The organism is Corallococcus sp. AS-1-6, assembly GCF_020037015.1.
GTDB lineage: Bacteria > Myxococcota > Myxococcia > Myxococcales > Myxococcaceae > Corallococcus.
Map to the genome: position 1 here is coordinate 1 of NZ_JAIQDE010000022.1, position 18,057 is coordinate 18,057.

At 71.8% G+C, this 18,057-nt stretch carries 12 protein-coding genes; 3 read left to right on the forward strand and 9 right to left on the reverse strand.

The annotated features are described in order from the left end of the window. Positions 1-196 precede the first annotated feature (196 nt). Positions 197-1,834 (forward strand): hypothetical protein, encoded by a 1,638-nt coding sequence (locus K8612_RS26475; protein WP_223741312.1) that lies wholly within the window; start codon positions 197-199, stop codon positions 1,832-1,834. Between the two features lie 98 nt (positions 1,835-1,932). Further along, entirely contained in the window at positions 1,933-2,733 is an 801-nt protein-coding gene (locus K8612_RS26480) for a hypothetical protein (RefSeq protein ID WP_223764347.1), read from the forward strand. An 8-nt stretch (positions 2,734-2,741) separates the two neighbouring features. Here K8612_RS26480 and K8612_RS26485 read toward each other — a convergent pair whose 3' ends face one another. From K8612_RS26485 to K8612_RS26525, 9 genes are all read right to left on the reverse strand, one after another. Beyond that, positions 2,742-3,455 (reverse strand): laminin G domain-containing protein, encoded by a 714-nt coding sequence (locus K8612_RS26485; protein ID WP_223764348.1) that lies wholly within the window; start codon positions 3,453-3,455, stop codon positions 2,742-2,744. Positions 3,456-3,543: 88 nt separating this feature from the next. Further along, entirely contained in the window at positions 3,544-5,445 is a 1,902-nt protein-coding gene (locus K8612_RS26490; RefSeq protein WP_223764349.1) for a tetratricopeptide repeat protein, read from the reverse strand. Then, positions 5,445-6,083: a hypothetical protein gene (locus K8612_RS26495; protein WP_223741297.1), complete on the reverse strand. Its 639-nt coding sequence runs from the start codon at positions 6,081-6,083 to the stop codon at positions 5,445-5,447. Before K8612_RS26495 ends, K8612_RS26490 begins: the two co-directional genes overlap by 1 nt. Continuing rightward, on the reverse strand, positions 6,080-6,583 hold the full coding sequence (locus tag K8612_RS26500; protein WP_223741296.1) for a hypothetical protein: 504 nt from the start codon (positions 6,581-6,583) through the stop codon (positions 6,080-6,082). The genes K8612_RS26495 and K8612_RS26500 overlap by 4 nt, the downstream gene beginning before the upstream one ends. After that, positions 6,574-9,843, reverse strand: a complete 3,270-nt coding sequence (gene bamD / locus K8612_RS26505) for an outer membrane protein assembly factor BamD (RefSeq protein ID WP_223764350.1) — start codon at positions 9,841-9,843, stop codon at positions 6,574-6,576. Before bamD ends, K8612_RS26500 begins: the two co-directional genes overlap by 10 nt. Continuing rightward, positions 9,840-11,453, reverse strand: coding sequence for a hypothetical protein (locus K8612_RS26510; RefSeq protein WP_223741294.1), 1,614 nt, complete (start codon positions 11,451-11,453; stop codon positions 9,840-9,842). The genes bamD and K8612_RS26510 overlap by 4 nt, the downstream gene beginning before the upstream one ends. Further along, on the reverse strand, positions 11,450-12,085 hold the full coding sequence (locus K8612_RS26515) for an outer membrane beta-barrel domain-containing protein (RefSeq protein ID WP_223741293.1): 636 nt from the start codon (positions 12,083-12,085) through the stop codon (positions 11,450-11,452). The genes K8612_RS26510 and K8612_RS26515 overlap by 4 nt, the downstream gene beginning before the upstream one ends. Positions 12,086-12,144: 59 nt before the next feature. Then, complete coding sequence (locus K8612_RS26520; protein ID WP_223764351.1) at positions 12,145-14,787, reverse strand: AgmX/PglI C-terminal domain-containing protein; 2,643 nt, start codon at positions 14,785-14,787, stop codon at positions 12,145-12,147. A 39-nt stretch (positions 14,788-14,826) separates the two neighbouring features. Continuing rightward, positions 14,827-15,237 carry a hypothetical protein gene (locus K8612_RS26525; RefSeq protein WP_223741291.1) on the reverse strand — a complete coding sequence of 137 codons (411 nt, stop codon included), beginning with the start codon at positions 15,235-15,237 and terminating at the stop codon, positions 14,827-14,829. Between the two features lie 230 nt (positions 15,238-15,467). Between K8612_RS26525 and K8612_RS26530 the strand changes: the two genes are divergently transcribed. Next, on the forward strand, positions 15,468-17,813 hold the full coding sequence (locus tag K8612_RS26530) for an MtsA protein (protein WP_223764352.1): 2,346 nt from the start codon (positions 15,468-15,470) through the stop codon (positions 17,811-17,813). Positions 17,814-18,057: the final 244 nt, after the last annotated feature.

The window sequence follows — 18,057 nt, forward strand, 5'->3', positions numbered from 1 at the left end:
GCTCCTGTCCCCCTTGTCGCTTGGCAGCCGGCCAACTGGCCTCGCTATTCCGCGCAGACCTCCAGTCGGACAGGTTTGTGCGCGGCGCGGCTGGCAGGGCGGGCGGGCAGGGGGGCCGTCGCCCTCCTGGCTCTGCCTGACGTCGACTCGTGCGTGCTGTCCTCACGGGCGCTGGCTCGAACGAGGTTTCCTCCTGGTGGGACGCGGGGTCTGGGTGTGGTGCTGGGCGCTCGTGGCGCTGGCGCTCGCGGGGTGCGACCCGGGGGCGGAGCTGACGCCCTGTGCCGTGGATTGCGAGGGCGCGGCCTGCGCGGCCTGTGTCACGTCCCTGCCCGAGGAGACCGTCCGGCCCGCGCTCGCGTGTGATCAGCTCCCCGCGCCGTCACGGTGCCTGGGGCCTCGCGTGCTGGAGCGCTGCGTGGATGGGGCCGTGCACCGGGAGGACTGCGCGGAGGACACCACCTGCGTCGAATCGCCCGAGGTCGCCTGTGTCGCGGGCTCGGCGTGTGTCGACGGCGTCTCGCGGTGCACGGAGTCCAGGACCTTGCATGTGTGCACGAACGGCCGGTGGGCCGCGCGGGCCTGTGACGTGCCTTGCGAAGCCGCGCCCGGCCGGGGCTTCTGCGGCAGGCCCGGAGCCACGTTGAGCGGCACGGTGCGCTACGCGCGCCGCTTCCCGGACGCGGAGTTCCGCGCGTGGACGACGGACGTGGAGCCGGTGCCTGCTCGCGGGTTCCTCATCGTGTCGTTCCAGGGCACGAAGGTGCTCGACTCGCAGGTAACGGATGACGCCGGCCGCTTCACGCTGAAGGTGTCGGCCTCCCCGGGCGAGGACGACCGCGTCGTCGTGTACGCGGCCGGCCGGGGGCGGGACGGCGCGGTGGCCTACGCGGTGGCGGACCCCGGGCTGCCGGGCGCGCAGTCGGTGAAGACGGTGCCGGGGGACGCGGCCCGCATCTGGAGCTGGTCGCGCACGACGCGCGAGCTGTCGGAGCACCCTTCGTTCACCCTCGCCGAGTCCGAGGGCTCCGGCGCGGCGGCGGTGTTCGACGTGCTGGGCACGGCCTGGCGCCGGATGCGCGAGCGCTACGGCGGGCGCGACGGCCTGCCCGTGGTGGCGTGGCTCGGCTTCGGGACGACCTGGTCCTGCGGGGCGTGCTTCGCGCCGTGGCCGGTGACGGCGGCGGGCCGGAGCTGGGACGCGCAGGTGTGGCTGCCGGGGGACTCGGATGCGGCGTGGTGGTCGGACGCGATGGTGATGCACGAGCTGGGGCACTGGGTGATGGCCAGCCGGGGCACCAGCCCGGAGGAGGGTGGGCCGCACTACGTGGGCGTGCCCACCTTCCCGGGACAGGCGTGGAGCGAGGGCTGGGCCACGTGGTTCAGCACGGACGCGCGCCGCAGTCCCCGCTACTTCGACCGGCAGGGCGGGACGCTGTTCTGGGTGGACCTGTCCGCGCGAGCCTCGTCCGTGAGCCCCTGGGCCCGGCCCCGCGCGGAAGCCGGGCTGCTCCAGCCCGTGGACGAGAACGAGGTGGCCGCCATCCTCTACCGCGCGGCCACCGGGACACCGTCCAGCCAGCCCCTCTACGACGCGCTCGCCGCGCCCGCGATGAACCGTTCGCCCTGGGCGCGCGGCTACACGCGCCACACCTGGACGCGGGATGCGCAGGGCGCGCTCACGGCCGTGGTGGATACGGGCAGGCCCTCACCGTGCCTCGCGGACTTCCTGGACGCGCTGATGTGCCAGGGCTTCCCGAACACGCTGGTGGACGCGGCCACCGACCCCGCGACGGCCTTCCCGTATCCCAGCCACGAGCCCCTGTGCCCATGACGCTCCCGCGAAGCCGGAGGTCGTCGCAGGCCCAAGCCCCAGAAGCGCCCGCGAATCGCAGGTCGCGGTGACCCGTGCCCATGAAACTCCCAGGTTCAATGCAGCGACGCCGGCGGTTCCTCCCGCGCCCCTTGATGCGCAAGCGCGTGGCGGGGGCCGTGCTGGCACTGGCGCTCGTTGGCGCACTTTCGGCGGGCATGGCCTCCGGTGTGGACCGGGTGCGGCGCAAGAAGCCGCCAAGGCCTTCCGAACCCCCTCCTCGGGCACAGAAGAAGCCCATCCACGCGTCCTCACCGACGCTCCTCGCATCCGCGCGGTCGGTGGCGCTCCCCGCGTACGGAATGGATGCGGGGGACGTGAAGCCGCGCGAGCGTCAGGGCGCGCGGCCTGTCGTCCCGGTGAAGACGCACGCCACGGATGCGGTGACACCCGTGCTCACGCGAGGCCCGGTGGACGGCGCCACGGCCACGGACAGCCCCGCGCCACCTCCCACGGTGCTCCCCGCCACGGCGCGCATCCCCGCGCCCCTGCAGGTCTCCTGGCGGGTGGTGGACGTCAGCGCGGACACGGTGCGGCTCATCGCGCGGCTGGACCGGAGCCCGGGCTTCACCGCGCCCGTGGAGGTCTCCCTGCGCGTGCCGCCGCGAACGGTCCTCCGGGAGGGCCCCACGTCGCCCATCATCCTGGACGGCGACACCCGGGAAGTGCCCTGGACCCTGGGACTGCCCGAGGGCTCCCGCCCCGACGACGACCTCGTGCTGCTGGCGAGCGCCGGAGGTGAGTCCTTCGGCGTCCACGCGGAGGCGCGCTACCCCTTCGGACGGACGCTCCCGGAGTCACCGCGCCCCACGCCCACGGGGCCTCCGCTGCCGGACGCCCTCATGCGCTCGCGCGAATAGCCCCGGACTCAATCCAGGTTGAAGTACACCTCGTCCATGGCGCCGTGGAACTGGTCGTTGTTGTTCCCCGCGCTCTTGGCCCCGATGCCGACGGACTGGCCCGTGGGGTTGATGTCGTAGGTGCTGGCGAGCAGCGCGCTGCCCCGGGCCACGTTGTCGATGAGGATGGTCAACGTGGTGCTGGTGCGCTGACACGTCACCTTGTGCCAGACGCCATCCGCGATGCCCACGGACGACTTGACGATGACCGCGTCCGCGCCGCCGGTGGTGCGCACCACGCAGCTCGGCTTGCCCGTCACCGCGTCGTCCAACTGCAGCTTCCACTGGGGCGTGGAGGAGAGCCCCTTCTGCACCAGGTTGGAGCCGTGGTCCGTGCTCAGCTCCGCGAGCGTCACCCGCACGCGCGCCCCGAAGGAGAACAGCGCCGTGCCCGGGTTGAGCGACACGGAGTCCGCCGCGCTGATGAACGCCTTCGCGCACGTCGTCCCGACACAGACGGCGGGGAAGCGCACGCCCTGGCCCTCGTAGCCCGCGGCCTCCACCGTCACGGTGCCGCCGTTGGACGCCTGCACGGTGCCCGTGTGGCCCTTGCCGCTGTCGTCCACCACGGTGGTCACCGGGTCGGACACCGACTCGAACTTGTAACGCAGCTTCTGGCTCACCGCGCCCGCCGTCAGCGGGCCCAGCAGCAATACCGCGGCGAATCCCATCCGCACCTTCATGACGTACCTCCCCAGGGACTGCGTGAGCGTGCCACTCCAGCACGGACTCAACCCCTGGGGCAGCGGGAAGGCTTCCCCGCCGCGCACGTCACGGCACGTCGACGGCCAGCTTCTGCAGCGCGGACTTCGCGTCCGCATGGTCTGGCTGCAACTTCACCGCGGCTTCGTACTCCTTCTTCGCCTCGGGCTTGCGGTTGGTGGCCTCCAGGAGCTGCGCGAGCGCGAAGTGCGGCTCGCCGGCGCTCGCGTCCACCTGCGACGCGCCCCGGAACGCCTTCTCCGCCTCCGGCAGCTTGCCCTGCCGGTACAGCGTGTGCCCCAGGTACAGCAGGCCCAGCGAGTTGCGCGGCTCCACCGCCAGCACGTCGCTCAGCACCTGGAGCGCCTTGGTGTCGTCACCGCCGCGCAGGTACAGGAAGCCCAGCTCCGCGCGGGCCTCCAACTGCGCGGGGTCCTTCGCCACCACCGCCTCCAGCTCCGGCACCGCCAGGTCCGGCCGGCCGCGCCGCGAGTGCAGGATGCCCAGCCGCGCCAGCGCCGCCGTGTCCGCCTCTTCGCCCGCCGCGGGCGTGAGCAGCTTCTCCGCCGCCGCGTAGTCGCCCATCGCGAGCAGCAGGTCCGCCAGGCCCAGCTTCGCCGCGCGGTGCTTCGGGTCCTCCTGGAGCACGGCCTCGTAGAGGGGCCGCGCCTGGGCGCCCACGTGCTTCTTCGCGTACGCCTCCGCCAGCATCAGCCGGTTCTCCACCGTGGGCTGGAGCTTCACGCAGGCCGAGTACTGCGCGATGGCGCCGTCCAGGTCACCCTTGGCCTTGAGCGCGTCGCCGTAGCCCGCGCGCACGCCGGGCTCGTCCGGGAAGGTCTCCACCGCCGTCTTCAGCGTGGCCAGCGCGTCGTCCACCTTGCCCAGCTCCAGATATGCGCGCGCCAGGCCCTGGTAGGCCTCCGTCGTCTTCTTGCCGTCGTCGGCGCTCTTCTCGATGGCCTTCTGGAACGCGGACACCGCCTGCGTCTTCTTGCCCTGCGCCAGGTACAACTGGCCCAACTGCGTGTACGGGCCGCTCGCGCGGCGGGGCTCCAAGAGCAGCGCCTTCTCGAAGGACTTCGTCGCCCGGGCGTTCTCCCCCAACTGGAAGCACGCGAGCCCCAGGTTGAAGTGCGCCTCCGCGTACTTCGGATCCAACGTGATGGCCTTCTGGAACGCCTCCGCCGCCTTGCGCGCGTTGCCCTGGCCGTCCAGCACCACGCCCAGGTTGTTCTGCGCGCGCGCGTGCTTGGGGTCCGCCTTCAGCGCCGCCTGGTACTCCGCGAACGCGCCCGTGACGTCGTTCTCCCGCATCAGCACGACGCCCAGGTTGTAGTGCGCCTCCGCGTCGCTGTCCTTCTGACGGATGGCCTCGCGCAGCGTCTCCTTCGCCTCCGCGGCCAGCCCCTTCTCCGCCAGCGCCTTGCCCAGGTTCACCCGCGCCACCTGGAGCCCGCCGTCCAGCTTCAGCGCCTCGCGGTACGCCTCGATGGCGTCGTCCGTGCGGTTCGCGCGCTGGAGCACCTCGCCCAGGTTGAAGCGCAGCTCCGCGTCCCTGGGCGACAGCTCCGTCGCCACGGAGTACTGGGTGATGGCCTCGTCCGTGTCGTCCTGGATGCGCGCCAGCAGGCCGCGCTCCGAGCGCAGCGTGGCCTCCTCCGGGAAGGCCGCCAGCGCCGCGTCCAGCACCGCCTTGGCCTTGGGCACGTCCCCGGACAGCCGCAGCGCCCGCGCCAGCGCGACCTTCGCGGGGACGCCGTCCGGCGTGAGCCCCACCAGCTTCGTCAGCGGCGCCACCGCGCGGCGCGGCTGGTTCTGCGACAGGAAGGCCGTGCCCAGCTTGTAGAGCGCGTCCGGGTCGTCCGGGAGCTTGTCCGCGCGCGCGGCGGGCTTCTCCGGCGGAGGTGCCTCCGGAGCGGGAGCCTGGGCCGTCAACAACTGGAGGAGAAGGACTCCGGCTTTCGTCATCACAGGTTCTCCACGTACGGGCTGGCGCGCGCGTCGAAGGTCTTCTTGGCCAGGGCGGCCTTCTTCGCCTCCCACGCCTCCTTCGCCGCCTGCGCTTCCTTCGTGTCCCCCCCGAGGTTCGCGCGCTCTTCCTTCACGGCGGCCTCGCACTCGGACACCTGCTCCTCGAAATCCTTCGGCTCCAGGCGCTCACTGCCCTGGACCTTCGCCTTGCGCGCCGCCGTCAGCCGCGCCAGCTCGAAGCGGGCGAACGCGCAGCGCAGCGACAGTTGCTCCACCTCGCGCAGCCCCACGTTGAGGCGCTGGTGCGCGCGCAGGTACTCCACGCGGGCCTCGGACTCCGCGATGGCCAACTGCGCCACCTCGCGGGACGCCGCGTCCTGCGCGCGGTCCTCCTCGTCCTCGGCGGCCTCCTGGCGGGACTTCGCGCGGCGGATGTTGTCGCGCGCGCGGTTGATTTCGTTGTCCGCCTCGTCCACCCGGTCGATGGCCAGCGCCAGGTCGTTCTCCGCCTCCAGGAGCTCGATGCGCGTCTCGTACGGCAGCTTCTTCACCAGCGCGTCCGGCACGCGCATGCCGTAGCTCGGGCCGCAGGCGGCGGTCAGGAGGGACAGGCTGAGGAGCAGGTGGCGCTTCATGGAGCGATGGCCTCGAAACGGCTGAAGAGGGTCCGGCCGGAGTAGACGTCGGTGCCGTTGGTGAACGTGACGTTGAACTCGCCCGACACCCGGTCCCCGGTGTTTTTCGGAAGGGACTTCACGAAGAGGTTGCCGCGCACGAGCGGCGGGAAGGGACGCACCGGCTCATCCAGCACGCTGCGGTCCACGCTGCCCCGCTGCGAGCCGTCCTCCAGCGCCTCCGCCAGGTCGATGTCCAGCGAGCCCGCGTACTCGTTGTCCGGCAGCATGTCCGCCACCCGCGCGCTCACCTTCAACACCACGTCCTGCCCGCTGCCCTGCGTGCTGACGAAGCTCACCGCCAGCGTGCCCTCCGCCAGGGCCGCCTCCGTGCGCTGGTAGCGCAGGTCGATGAGCTCCGACACGCTGCCCTCCACCCGGCCGCCCTCCTCACCACACGCGGTGGCGACGAGCGCGAACAGCACCGGGGCGATGCGGCGGAGGGGCGCGCTCACTTGCATGCCTTCCACCCCGCGTCCACGTCCGGGCCGTTGAGCGTGCCCATGTCCTTGAGCACGGCCAGCTCGCGGCGCGCGCCGTCCGTGTCGCCGAAGCGGCAGCGCAGCGCGGCCAGGTTGAGGCGGGCCTTGTCGTAGGTGGGGTCCGCCTCCAGCGCCTTGGCGTACGCCGCGCGGGCGCCCATGGCATCCCCCAGGTTGAGCATGGCCCAGCCCAGCGCCGCGTGCGCGGACGCGCGCGTGTCCTGCAATTCCGTCACGCGCCCGAACGTCAGTTGCGCCATGCCGTACTGGTGCGCGTCCAGGTAGCCCATGCCCAGGGCCTCCAGCGCCTCCGCGGTGAGCACCTTCTCCGCCTTCTTGCGCAGGTCCTCCAGCGCCGCGGGCTGCGTGGGCGCGGCCGGCTGCGGCACCGGCAGCGCGGCCACGTCCGTGCGGTTGCGGCAACCCACCACCGCCGCGTTGAAGACCTCCAGCGACTCCGCGCGGGACAGGCAGGCCTTGAAGGCTTCGTCCGAGCGGGCCTTGAGCGGCCCCACCTGCTGCTTCACCGCGTCCTGGAACTGCTTCGTCTCCGCGGCGGACAGCCCGCCGGGCACCGGCGTCTGGTCCACCACGTCCGCGATGTGGCCGTACGCCAGGGCAATCTTCCACAGCGACGCCACCGCCCACTCCGGATACCCGAGCGACGCGGCCTGCGTGTACACGCCCTCCATGGCCTGGAGCGCGGCGACCTTCTCCTCCACCTTGTCCGCCGGCAGGTCCTTGTAGCCGCGGTAGAGGATCTCACCCAGGTACCAGAGCCCCTTGGCCGCTTCCTCCGTCTGGCCGTTGGGGCCCTGCACCGCGGCGGTGAGTGTGGAGATGAGCGCGTCCGGCGGAGCGGTGGGCGCGGTGGTGGCCTGCACCTCCGCGAGCACCGCCGCGGCGGCCACGTTGTTCTTGTCCAGCTTGAGCGCGGTCTCCGCCGCCGTCTTCGCGCGCGCGTAGTCCTTCTGCTTCAGGCGCGTCTCGGCGAGCAGCGCCAGCACCTCGCCCTTGCGCGCGCCCGCGGCCTCCGCCGCCGTCTCCAGGTTGCGGGACGCTTCCTTGTACTCACCCAGCGCGATGCGCAGGCGGGCGCCGGCCATCCAGCCGTCCACCGACGCCAGGTCGCCCGTCAGCTTCTGGCCCACCTGCTCGAACCAGCCGGCCGCCTCGTTGAAGGCCGCGGCCTCCGCCGCGTGCCGGCCCAGCGTCAGGAGCACGTCCGACAGGTACTGGCTCTTGGGGTAGGACTGCGCCAGCTTCGCGCCCAGCTCGCGCTCGCGCGGCAGGTCGCGCTTCTCGCGCGCGGCGGTGAACGCGCCGTAGAGCGCCTTCTCGCCGATGTCGCTGTTCTTGTTCTCGTCCGCGACCTTCATCAGGCCTTCGATGACGTCGCCCGTCTCCTGCGCGCTCTGCAGGGCCAGCTCGTCCAGGGCCTCGGCCTTGCTTTGCGTGAGGATCTTCTGCACCTCACCCCGGAAGCCGGACGGCAGCGCGGACGCGAGGAACTTGCGGCCCGTCTCGTCCAGCTTCTTGAAGTCGTTCACCTGCCGCAGGCTGTCCAGGGCCAGGTTGCCCGCCACCGGCGCGTCCTTGTACTGCGGGTGCGCCAGCGCGAACGCGGTGAACAGCTCCGCCGCCTTCGGGTACTCGCCGTCCTCGTAGTAGGCGCGCGCGATGTTGAACTTCACGTCCAGCACATGCGGGCTCTGCGGGAAGCGCGACACGTAGGAGGCGCCCAGCAGCTTCAGCGCCTGCCGCGCGTCCGCCACCTCGAAGGCGTTGCGCTTCTGCGCCTCCTCCGGCTTGAGCGTGGAGAAGTGGGCCAGGAGCGCGCCGTACATGGCGGTGTCCACGGCCTTGCCGTCCTTCGCCTTGTCCTCGTAGCGGGCCAGCTCCTCGAACTGGCGCGCGGCCTCCGGGAACTCCTTGGCGGCGAAGAGCGCGTCCGCGCGGTTCTTCATGATGGGCCGCACGTACTGCTCCGGCCGGAACAGCCCCAGGTACTCGCGGTAGGCGTCCGCGGCCTTCAGGTACAGCTCGCGCGAGTCCGCCTTCTGCGCGGCCAGGTGCACCTGCGTGGACAGGTCGCGCGCCATCTCCTCCGTCTCCGCGAGCTGCTTCTTGCGGTCGGACTCCGACATCTCCGGGTCCGTCTTGCTCTGCACCGCGGCGCGCACCAGGAAGCGGATGTCCTCCGGCTCCGGGCTCACCTTGCCCTTGGCGGCCTTGAGCGAGTCGTACAGCTTCTGGGCCCGCTCCAGGTCCATCTCCGGGTCGGGCTGCACTTCCATCAGCTTGCGCAGCGTGGGGATGGCCCACTCGTACTGCTGCTTGATGAAGTAGCGGTTGCCCAGCTTGTCCAGCGCGAGCGCGTACGTGGCGCGGCTGTCGCTGAGCTTCTCGAAGTAGTTGAGCGCGCCCTTGGGGGGCTTGGCCTCCGTGTAGCTGTAGACCAGGTCCAGCAGGGCCTCGCGCTTGACGTTGAGCGCCTTCTTCACGTCCACGCCGGGCAGGGGCGCGCTGGCGGCCGCCGCCTCGAAGAACGTGACGGCCTCCGCGTGCTTGGCCTGGTTCACGCGAATCCAACCCATCTTGTAGCGGGCCAGGTCGTGCACCGGCGACGGCGGCAGCTCCAGGATGGCCTGGTAGTGCTTCTCCGCTTCGACGAGGTCCGCCTTGTCGAAGAAGTGGTCGCCGAGAATCTGTTCGGCCTCCAGGCGCAGCGGGCTGTTGGGGTACTTGCGCGTCAGGTCCCCCAGCGTCTTGAGCATCTCGTCGAACTGGCCCAGCTCGCGCTGCTCGTGCGCCAGGTAGAACGTCACCTGGTCCCCGTCCTTGAAGTCCGGGTACTCGCGCAGCAGGCGGTAGTACATCTGCACCGCCTTCTGCTTCATCAGGCGCGTCTCCGGGGAGACGATGGCACCCGTGGCGCCCTCCGGCCGGGACTCCGCCTGGAGGTAGTACACGTAGCGGCTCTTCTCCACGTAGAGCTCCGCCAGCCGGAACTGCAGGTCCGGCAGGTACGGGGCGTTGCGGCTCTTGGAGATGAGCTTCTCCGTCTCTCCGATGGCGCGGTCCACCTTGAAGATGTCGCGCTTGAGCTTGGCGATGAGCTCCTCGCGCTCCTTCGCCTTGGACACGATGGGGTTGGTGTTGGGCCCTACGCGGCCAGGGCCGGGGGCCGCGGCCGCGAGCAGCGCGGCGGTGATGAGGCCGGTGAACGGGCCGGTCATGGGGTTTCCTCGATGCAACGGCTCTCGATGCGGACCCGGTAGGACTTGAGCTCGTCGTTCCAGTATTCGTTGTCGAACTTGAAGGCGACCTGCGCGGGCGACAGCAGCTCTTCCTCCTGCGCCGCCACCACCTGCGCGCCCTTCTTCACGCGCTCGTACAGCTTGAGGCCGACCTCGTACTCCATGAGGCGCACCTGCTCCGCGGCGCGCAGCAGCGTGTCCGCCTCCTGGCGCACGGCGTCCTGCAGCCGCGCGTCGTACACGCGCACGGCCTCCGCGTGGGACAAATCGTAGACGCGCGTCAGGTGCCCGAAGAGCCGGTCGCCGAAGCTGCCGGCGTAGCGGCCCAGGCGCTCGCCCTCCAGGTCCAGCAGGGCCACGAACTTCGCGGCGCGCTGGGTGCCGCCGTGCGCGTTGGCGGCGCGGCGCAGGCGCACGTCCTGGCTCAGGTCCTCGCGGTTGCGCACGGACTCCAGCGAGTCCGCGTACCGGCGCGTCAGCTCCTTCGCCGCGCGCTTGGCGGGCAGGTAGTGGCACAGGTCGCGGAAGATGAGCGCGCGCAAGAGGTACTTGTCCGGCATGAACTCATCGCGGAAGGACGGCGCGTCCAGCGTGGTGAGGATGCCCAGCGCCGCGCGCAGGTCGCCCAGCTTGTAGCGGGTCCACGCCTCCTCCAGGTAGAGGCTGGCGCGGCCGGGGTCCAGCTCCGGCAGCTTCACCTTGCTGTACGCGTCCAGCGCGCCGGTGAAGTCCTTCTTCTCGTAGCGCAGGCGGGCCACCGCGAGCGCCGCCTCGTTGCGCGCCTCGCGGGTGAGCTTCTCGTCCTGGGACAGGCCGAGGAAGTCCTTCACCATCTCCTCCGGCGGATCCTTCACCTGCTTGAGCCGGGTGACGAGCAGCGCGAACTTCGCGCGGCTCGCCTCCGCGCTGGTCTCCGGCAGCTTGGAGAAGTGCGTGTTGGCCCAGCGCTCGTTGCCCACGCGCAGGTCCACCAGGCCCTGCTGGTAGTGCGCGTAGGCGCCCGTCTCGTCCGGGAGGAAGCCCAGGTCGAGCGCGCCGAAGACCTGCTCGTCGATCATCACCTCGTCGTGCGGCCGGTCCGTCAGCCCCTTGAGCGCGTCCAGCGCGCGCGGCAGCACGTTGGGGTTGGAGCGCTCGCGCGCGATGCGCGCCAGGTACGTGGCGCCCGCGTGCGTGAGGCCCAGGTCGATGAGGCTCCGCGCGAGGAAGTACTGGCCCCACGCGTAGTTGTCATCCGTGCGGGGCGTGGCCTGGAGCCACGCGTACAGCGGGCCCGCGGCGTCGCGCGGCTTGCCGTCGAAGTAGGCCTTGAGCGCGTTGTCGAAGGTCTCCGGCGGCACCTTCTGCGGCGGGGGCGGAGGCGCCTCCGCGACGGCGGCCCTGGCGGGGGCGGGCGTGCCGGCGGCGGTGCCCGCGTCCGTGGGGCCGGGGGTGCCCGCGTCCGTGGGGGCGCCCGCGGCCTTCGCGGCGGCGGCCGGTGGGGGTGGCATGGGCAGCGTGCCCGCGTCCGGCGCCGCCCGGGCGACCGTCGGGGACACGAGGAGCGCGGCGCTGGCGAGCGCGGCGACGATGAGGGGGCGTGACGTCATTCCGTGGCGCCGAAGTTGAAGGCCGTCCCAATCTGCACGGTGGGCACGTTGATGATGCGCGACGCGCCCGCGAAGACGGTGTTGTTGGTCACGTCCAGCCGGAAGGACACGTTCTGGCTGGAGAACAGGCGCACGCCCAGGCCCAGGTTGACGGCGGGGCGGAAGCCGTCGCTGCGGTCCACCTTCACCACCGTGCCGCCGGCCAGCAGGAAGACCTCGAAGTGCAGGACGTTGGCGTTGAGGAAGGACGTCTTGCCGTACAGCGGGCTCCACATGAGGTCGCTGCCCACCATCCACTGCACCTGGTCCTCGAAGGCGGTGGCGGTGGGGGCCGCGTCGAAGTCGCGCTCCAACTGGCGGCGCAGGCTGGTCTGCACGTTGTAGCTGTACGTGCCGCGGCCCACCTGCCACGCGACGGTGTCGCTGAAGTGGTACGTGTATCCGACGGTGCCGATGAGCCCCTTGTAGAAGGCGTCCGCGGGCAGCACGCCCACGCCGAGCGAGAGCTCGTGGTGCATGCGGAAGAGACGGTCCTGCACCGCGGAGACGGTGCCGGGGTTCTCGAGTTCCTCGGCCTGGGCGCGCGCGAGGCCGGGCACCAGGCACAGGAGGGAGAGCAGGAGGAATCGCACGGGGACTTTTTCCTGTCAGGAGGCGGGGAACGACGTGGGGTGGGGGAGGCGTCCCCGCGTCAGTAGCCGACCGAGTTGAAGAGGAACGGATACGTGATGATGACCTGGCCGCCCTTGGGGGCTGGGAACTGCCAGCCCTTCAGGCTGCTGAGGATGCACGCCTCGACGGAGGCGTTGCGGAGGGTGGAGGACTTCGTCTTGGCGGAGGCGACGCGGCCGTTGAGCCCGATGGCCCACTCCAGCACCACCTTGCCGGCGAGGCCGGGGTCCTTGAGCAGCGCGCGTTCGTAGCAGCCGTGCACCTCATTGAGGTGGCTGTTGATGACCTTGGCCACGGCTTCGCGGTCCACGGTGCCCTGCGTGGAGGAGATGCTGCGCGCGGTGGCGCGCGTGACGGTGCCGCCCACCGCGCCCTTGCCCACGCCGCCCGCGCCCAGCGCGCCAATGCCGCCGCCGCCCTTGCCGCGCAGCAGCTCCGCGCCCAGGGTGGCGCCGCCGCCCTTGCCGCCGCCGCCCAGGCCGAAGGTGCCCAGGCCCGCGTTGGCGATGGGCGCCTTTCCGATGAGGCCCGCGAGCTTGTAGTTGGTCTGCTTGGCGTTCTTGCTGCCCGGGCCGCTGCCCAGCTTGTCCACGGCGGCCAGCAGGTCGTTGGCGGCGGGGCCCGCGGCGGACAGCTTCGCGAGCGCCTTGAGGGCCTTGCTCTCCGGCGCGGCAGCCACGGCCTTGGGGACCTGCACTTCCTTCACGGGCTTGGGCGGCGCCTTCTCCGCGACGACGGGCTTGTCCTTCGCGGGCTCCTTCTTCTTGAGCGTCTCGAGCTTCTTCTTCGCCTCTTCCTTCTTCTTGGGCTCGGGGGCGATGAGGCGCAGCGCGACGGGCGGGAGGTTCTTCTGGGTGAAGTCCGCGGTCGCGGGGCCCTGGGGGCGGGTGGCGATGAACCAGCCCAGGCCGCCGCCGAAGATGGCGAGGAAGAAGAGGGTCAGCCAGGGCAGGCCCTTGAGCGGGTTGACGAAGATGCGCTCGGGGGCGGGGGCCGCGTAGGCGACGAGCGACATCTTGCCCTGGGTGAGGCGGGCGGCGGCGCCGTCGCGCAGGGTGACGAAGCGGCGGCTGCCGTCGGACTCGAGCGCGGCGGTGGTGACGGGGGCGAAGCGGCCGTCCCCGTTCGCCTTCTCCACGTCGGTGCCGGGGGGCACGAAGAGGCGGTAGTTGCCGTTGACGGACTCGGCGAGGGTGAAGTCGTCACCTTCGGGGAGGGAGAAGCCCCACAGCGGCATGGGGGCCAGCTCGTCCACGGCGGCCTTCACGGGCTTCTTCGCGTCCGGGGTGAAGCGGCGCGCGTCGCGGCGCACGGCGCCCCAGTACAGCTCCAGGTAGAGCTGGGCCGCGCCCTTGCCCGGGCCGATCCTCGGCGCGTGCGTGGGGCGGCTGGCCGGGGCCGCGTCGAGGACGAGGGGGCCGGAGGTGGGCGCGGTGACGTCCGTGTCCACGTCCGCGAGCAGGTCGTCCGCGACGAGGAGGCTGGGCATGGCCTCCGAAGGAGGACGGCGCCGGGTGGAGGGGACGGTGCCCGCGGGAACGGCGGGAGCAGGAGCCGGCTTCGAGGCCGAGGGCTGCGCATGCGAGGCCTGTTGCCCGTGAGCCGCCTTCGCGGCCTGCTGCTGGGCATGGGCGGCCTGCTGCGCCAGTGCGGCCTGCTGGGCCTGCGGCTGCGCGTATGCGTTTTGCTGAGCCTGTTGCTGTGCGTATGCGGCCTGCGCCTGCTGCTGCGCGAGCGCGCCCTGCTGGGCCTGCTGCTGCGCGTGTGCGGCCTGCTGCTGGGCATAGGCGGCCTGCTGGGCCTGCTGCTGCGCATATGCGTTCTGCTGGGCCTGCTGCTGCGCGTATGCGGCCTGCTGAGCCTGTTGCTGTGCGAGCGCGGCTTGCTGAGCCTGTTGCTGTGCGAGCGCGGCTTGCTGAGCCTGTTGCTGTGCGAGCGCGGCTTGCTGGGCCTGCTGCTGTGCGAGTGCGGCCTGTTGAGCGTGCTGCTGCGCGAGCGCGGCTTGTTGCTGCGCGTGTGCGGCCTGCTGGGCCTGCGCGGTTCGCTGTGCCTGCTGCTGGGCGTAGGCGGCCTGCTGCGCCTGCTGTTGTGCCAGCGCGGCCTGCTGAGCCTGCTGCTGCGCGTAGGCGGCCTGCTGGGCCTGCTGTTGTGCCAGCGCGGCCTGTTGCGCGAGCGCGGCTTGCTGCGCGTGCGCGGCCTGCGCGCCGTGCTGGGGCGCGAAGCCATTCGCGGGCCCGAACGCGTGCGTCGCTCCGTTGCCACCATTCACGGGCGCGGCGGGCGGAGCCCCCGCACCTCCCAGGAGCGCGGCGACCTCTGGCGGCGGCTGCGGCTTGGTCTCGACGGGACGCTGGTTGAGGATCCGCGTCTTCAGGACGAACGGCCCGCACAGCACCTCGTCCACGGAGCGGATCTCACAGGCGGTGACCTGGTGCCCGTTGACGAAGACGCCGCTGGTGCCTCCGCCCGCGTCCTGGATCGCGGTGCGGCCATTCTGGAAGTACAGCAGCGCATGGCGCGGCGACACGGCCGCGTCGTCCAAGCGCAGATCCGACGACGCATCGGAGCCGAGCGCGTACGTGCCGGGGACGAAGACCTCCGTCCCCACCAGGAGGCCGTCGCGGAGGATGACGACTTGCAGGACGCTGGGCTGGCCGCTCAACGGTGACGCTCCCTTCGAGGGGTGATGGGCGGTACGGCCCTACTGATCGTAGACGGTGGCGAGCGTCTCCGAGCGGAAGCTGTCGCGCTCGCGAAGCATCGACCGCGTCTTCAATTCCTTGCGGTCATACAGATACACGGCGCCGGACTTGTTCGTCTGGCCCTGGATGAGGCGGTCGTCGAAGTCGATGCGCGACGGGCCGCGCTGCGGCGGCGCCGACGTCGCGGCGGCCGAGGCATCCCCCGTCACCGGATCCGTGACGGCCGTGCTCGACTTCGTCTCAATGCGAGGCGGCGCCTTGCTCGAGCCCTTCTTGGCCTTGGGTGCCTTCGCGGCCTTCGTCTTGGAGGCGCGTGCACGCCCCTGGGCCCAGGCATCGTTCGCGGGGGAGAGGGGACCGAAGCCGAGCACGCTGGCGACGGCACAGAAGAGAAGGAAACGTCGCATCATCAACAGGTTAAGCGATGCGAGCCCCGACCTGTCAACGCACACTCCAGCCCCATGGCGCGGGCCGTGGGGATCATGTGTGGGGGGCAGTCCACCTCACCTGGGGCGGACGCTCCACGACGCGTCCTGCTTCGTGCCGGGATGCTGGAAACGTCCCGTGGGACTCCCTCCGCGCGGCGCCTCCCGACCATGCGAGCAGACGTGGTGAGAAGTCATCGTGACACGGTGGGCGGATGGAGGATGCTCGCGCGCGGGAGGACTGCACACGCGTGATACCTGTCACTCGCCATCGGGGATGGATCGCGGCGGCGCTCGGAGCCCTGGTGCTCCTGGGCCTGGGGCTCTTCGCGTTGAAGCCCCAGCGCGCTCCAGCGCCCACACCGCCCACCGCGCCCGCCGGGCCGCGCCCCATCCTCCAGGCGGTGGGGCCGAAGCTGACCAGCAACCAGACCTCGCAGCCGCTCTCCGTCTACGGAGAGAACCTGGTGCCGGGCCTGCGGCTGGTGCTCGGGGCGCCCCTGTCACGGGAGGTGCCGCTCACGGTGGTGGACGCGCGCCATGGCTACGCGAGGCTCCCCCCCGACCTCAAGCTCCCCGAGGGCACCTTCCAGACGGACGTGCAGTTGTCGCTCGCCGCGACCGGCCCAAGGCCCACGGGCACCGCGCGGCTCACCCTGGTCAACGACGCGGCCTTCCCGGACTTGACGGCGACGGCGCTGTCCCCGGACGGGCGCACGCTCTTCGTCGCGTCGCCGCCCACGGACACGGTGTTCGCGCTGGACGTGGCGTCCGGGCGCGTGGAGGCGATGGCGGTGGGAGACGGGCCGTCGGCGCTCGCGACCTGGAAGGACGCCAGCGGCCGTCCCTGGCTGGGCGTGGCCCATCGGTATGGCGCGGAGCTCTGGCTGTACGCGCTGGACGCGCCGGAGCGGAAGGCCCGCGTCGTCCCCGCGCCCCGGGGCGTGTGGGGCCTGGAGGTGGACGGAGCGAAGGGCGTGGCCTTCGTCGCCGAGCACCTGCGCGACACGGTGCACGCGCTCGCGCTGGAGGATGGCCGCGAGCAGTGGCGCGCGGCCGTGGATCCGAACCCGCGCGCGATGGCGCGGTGGAACGGGCTGCTCGCGGTGGGCAGCCTCCAGACGGGGCAGGTGGTGCTGCTGCGCCAGGATGACGGCCGGGAGCTGGCGCCGGTGGTTCCGAAGCCCGGCGTCCCCATCATCGGGGGCGCCACGGAGGACTTCTCCGCGCAGGTGATGGGCGGCAAGGCGCCGCGCGCCCTGGTCGCGAGCGACCGCCTGAAGCGCCTCTTCATGTCGAGCCTGGGGCCGAACGTGGGCCCCAACGCCCAGCGCATGGAGGTGAGCGCGAACAGCGGCGTCGCGGTGCTGGACCTGGACCGGCAGCAGGTGGTGCGGCACCGGGGCTTCGGCGCGGGCGTGACGGAGGGGCTGGCGCTGGATGACCGCGCCGGGCTGCTCTACGCGGCGGACGTGGGCCTGGGCCAGGTGCGGGTGCTGGACGCGAAGGCGCTGGTGAAGAGCGACGCGGCGGCGCGCGAGGCGGTGCTCCAGACGCTGCCGGTGCCCGCGCCGGAGGGCACGCCGTGGATCCGCCCGGCGGAGGACCTGGGGACGAAGGGCAGGGCGGGGCTGGAGCTGCACTCCGGGCCGCGCTCGCTGGCGCTGTCCCCGGACGGGCGCACGCTCTACGTGCTCAACCGCTTCACGGGCACGGTGGCGGTGGTGGACGTGAGCGAGGCGCGCGCGGGCAGGGCGCGCGTGGCGCGGCAGTGGCCGGTGGTGGACGTGCGCTCGCGAGAGCAGCGCCGGCTGGGCCAGGTGCTCTACTTCACCGACGTGGGGCGCACGGGCATGAGCTGCGACGCGTGCCACATCGAAGGGCACACGGGCGGCGTCTTCTTTGAAAAGACGCGCCCCATGCGCATCTACCGGTCCACGACGGCCCTGGGTAGCCGGGACACGCCGCCCTACTTCACGCCCGCGAGCACGCGCAGCATCGCGGAGACGGCGGAGACGGTGGGGGGACGCAACCGCTACCACAACCCGGATCCGCTGCCGTCGGAGGTGGAGGCCCTGGCGCTCTACACCTCGCTCCTGCCCACACCGCCCAACCCCTACCGGGGAGAGGGCGGCGCGCCGCTGGAGACCGTCACGTTGCCGGACGGAAGGACCGGCCACCCGGTGAAGGGGCTGGCGCTCTTCGAAGGGAAGGCCCGGTGTCTGGCCTGCCACCCCGCGCCCCTCTTCACGCTGGACCAGGACCCCGCGACGCGGGGCCAGTACCAGGACGTGGGCACGCCCATCGCGTTGCCGCTGCGCCTGGAGCAGCAGCAACTGGTGACAGGCGCGGCGCCGCCCTCGCTGGTGGGCACCTGGGACGTGTGGCCCCTGCTGACGAGTGCCACGGCGGGCTACGCGGTGCAGGAGGACCGGCTCGTGGTGGGCTCCCGCTTCCCGCTGCGCACGCTGCTGGAGACCCCAGGCCTGAACCACGGCGCCGCGCAGGAACTCAGCGCCGAAGAGCGGGACGACCTGCTCGCGTACCTGCTCACGCTGTGAGTACAGTCGGTGCATGACGCGATGGCTGTCCCTGGCGGTCTTCATCAGCGCGGCAGCGCTGCATTGGGCGTGTGCCGCGGCTCAAGCTCCTGGCACGCCGATGCACTCGCCCTGTCGTGAGCTCCCGACCATCGAGGAGTGCCGAGCCGCCGCAAGGCGCATCACGGACGAATGCCTGCGGGAGTGCGTCAGCCTCCAGTGCGGTGGCGCGAAGATCAACTGTGGCGCGGATGTGAAGAAGGAG

Coding starts and splice junctions, on each gene's coding strand:
- K8612_RS26480 (WP_223764347.1), top strand. CDS start 1,933: ATGCAGCGACGCCGGCGGTTCCTCCCGCGCCCCTTGATGCGCAAGCGC.
- K8612_RS26525 (WP_223741291.1), bottom strand. CDS start 15,237: ATGATGCGACGTTTCCTTCTCTTCTGTGCCGTCGCCAGCGTGCTCGGC.
- K8612_RS26510 (WP_223741294.1), bottom strand. CDS start 11,453: ATGACGTCACGCCCCCTCATCGTCGCCGCGCTCGCCAGCGCCGCGCTC.
- K8612_RS26495 (WP_223741297.1), bottom strand. CDS start 6,083: ATGAAGCGCCACCTGCTCCTCAGCCTGTCCCTCCTGACCGCCGCCTGC.
- K8612_RS26485 (WP_223764348.1), bottom strand. CDS start 3,455: ATGAAGGTGCGGATGGGATTCGCCGCGGTATTGCTGCTGGGCCCGCTG.
- K8612_RS26530 (WP_223764352.1), top strand. CDS start 15,468: ATGGAGGATGCTCGCGCGCGGGAGGACTGCACACGCGTGATACCTGTC.
- K8612_RS26500 (WP_223741296.1), bottom strand. CDS start 6,583: ATGCAAGTGAGCGCGCCCCTCCGCCGCATCGCCCCGGTGCTGTTCGCG.
- K8612_RS26490 (WP_223764349.1), bottom strand. CDS start 5,445: ATGACGAAAGCCGGAGTCCTTCTCCTCCAGTTGTTGACGGCCCAGGCT.
- bamD (WP_223764350.1), bottom strand. CDS start 9,843: ATGACCGGCCCGTTCACCGGCCTCATCACCGCCGCGCTGCTCGCGGCC.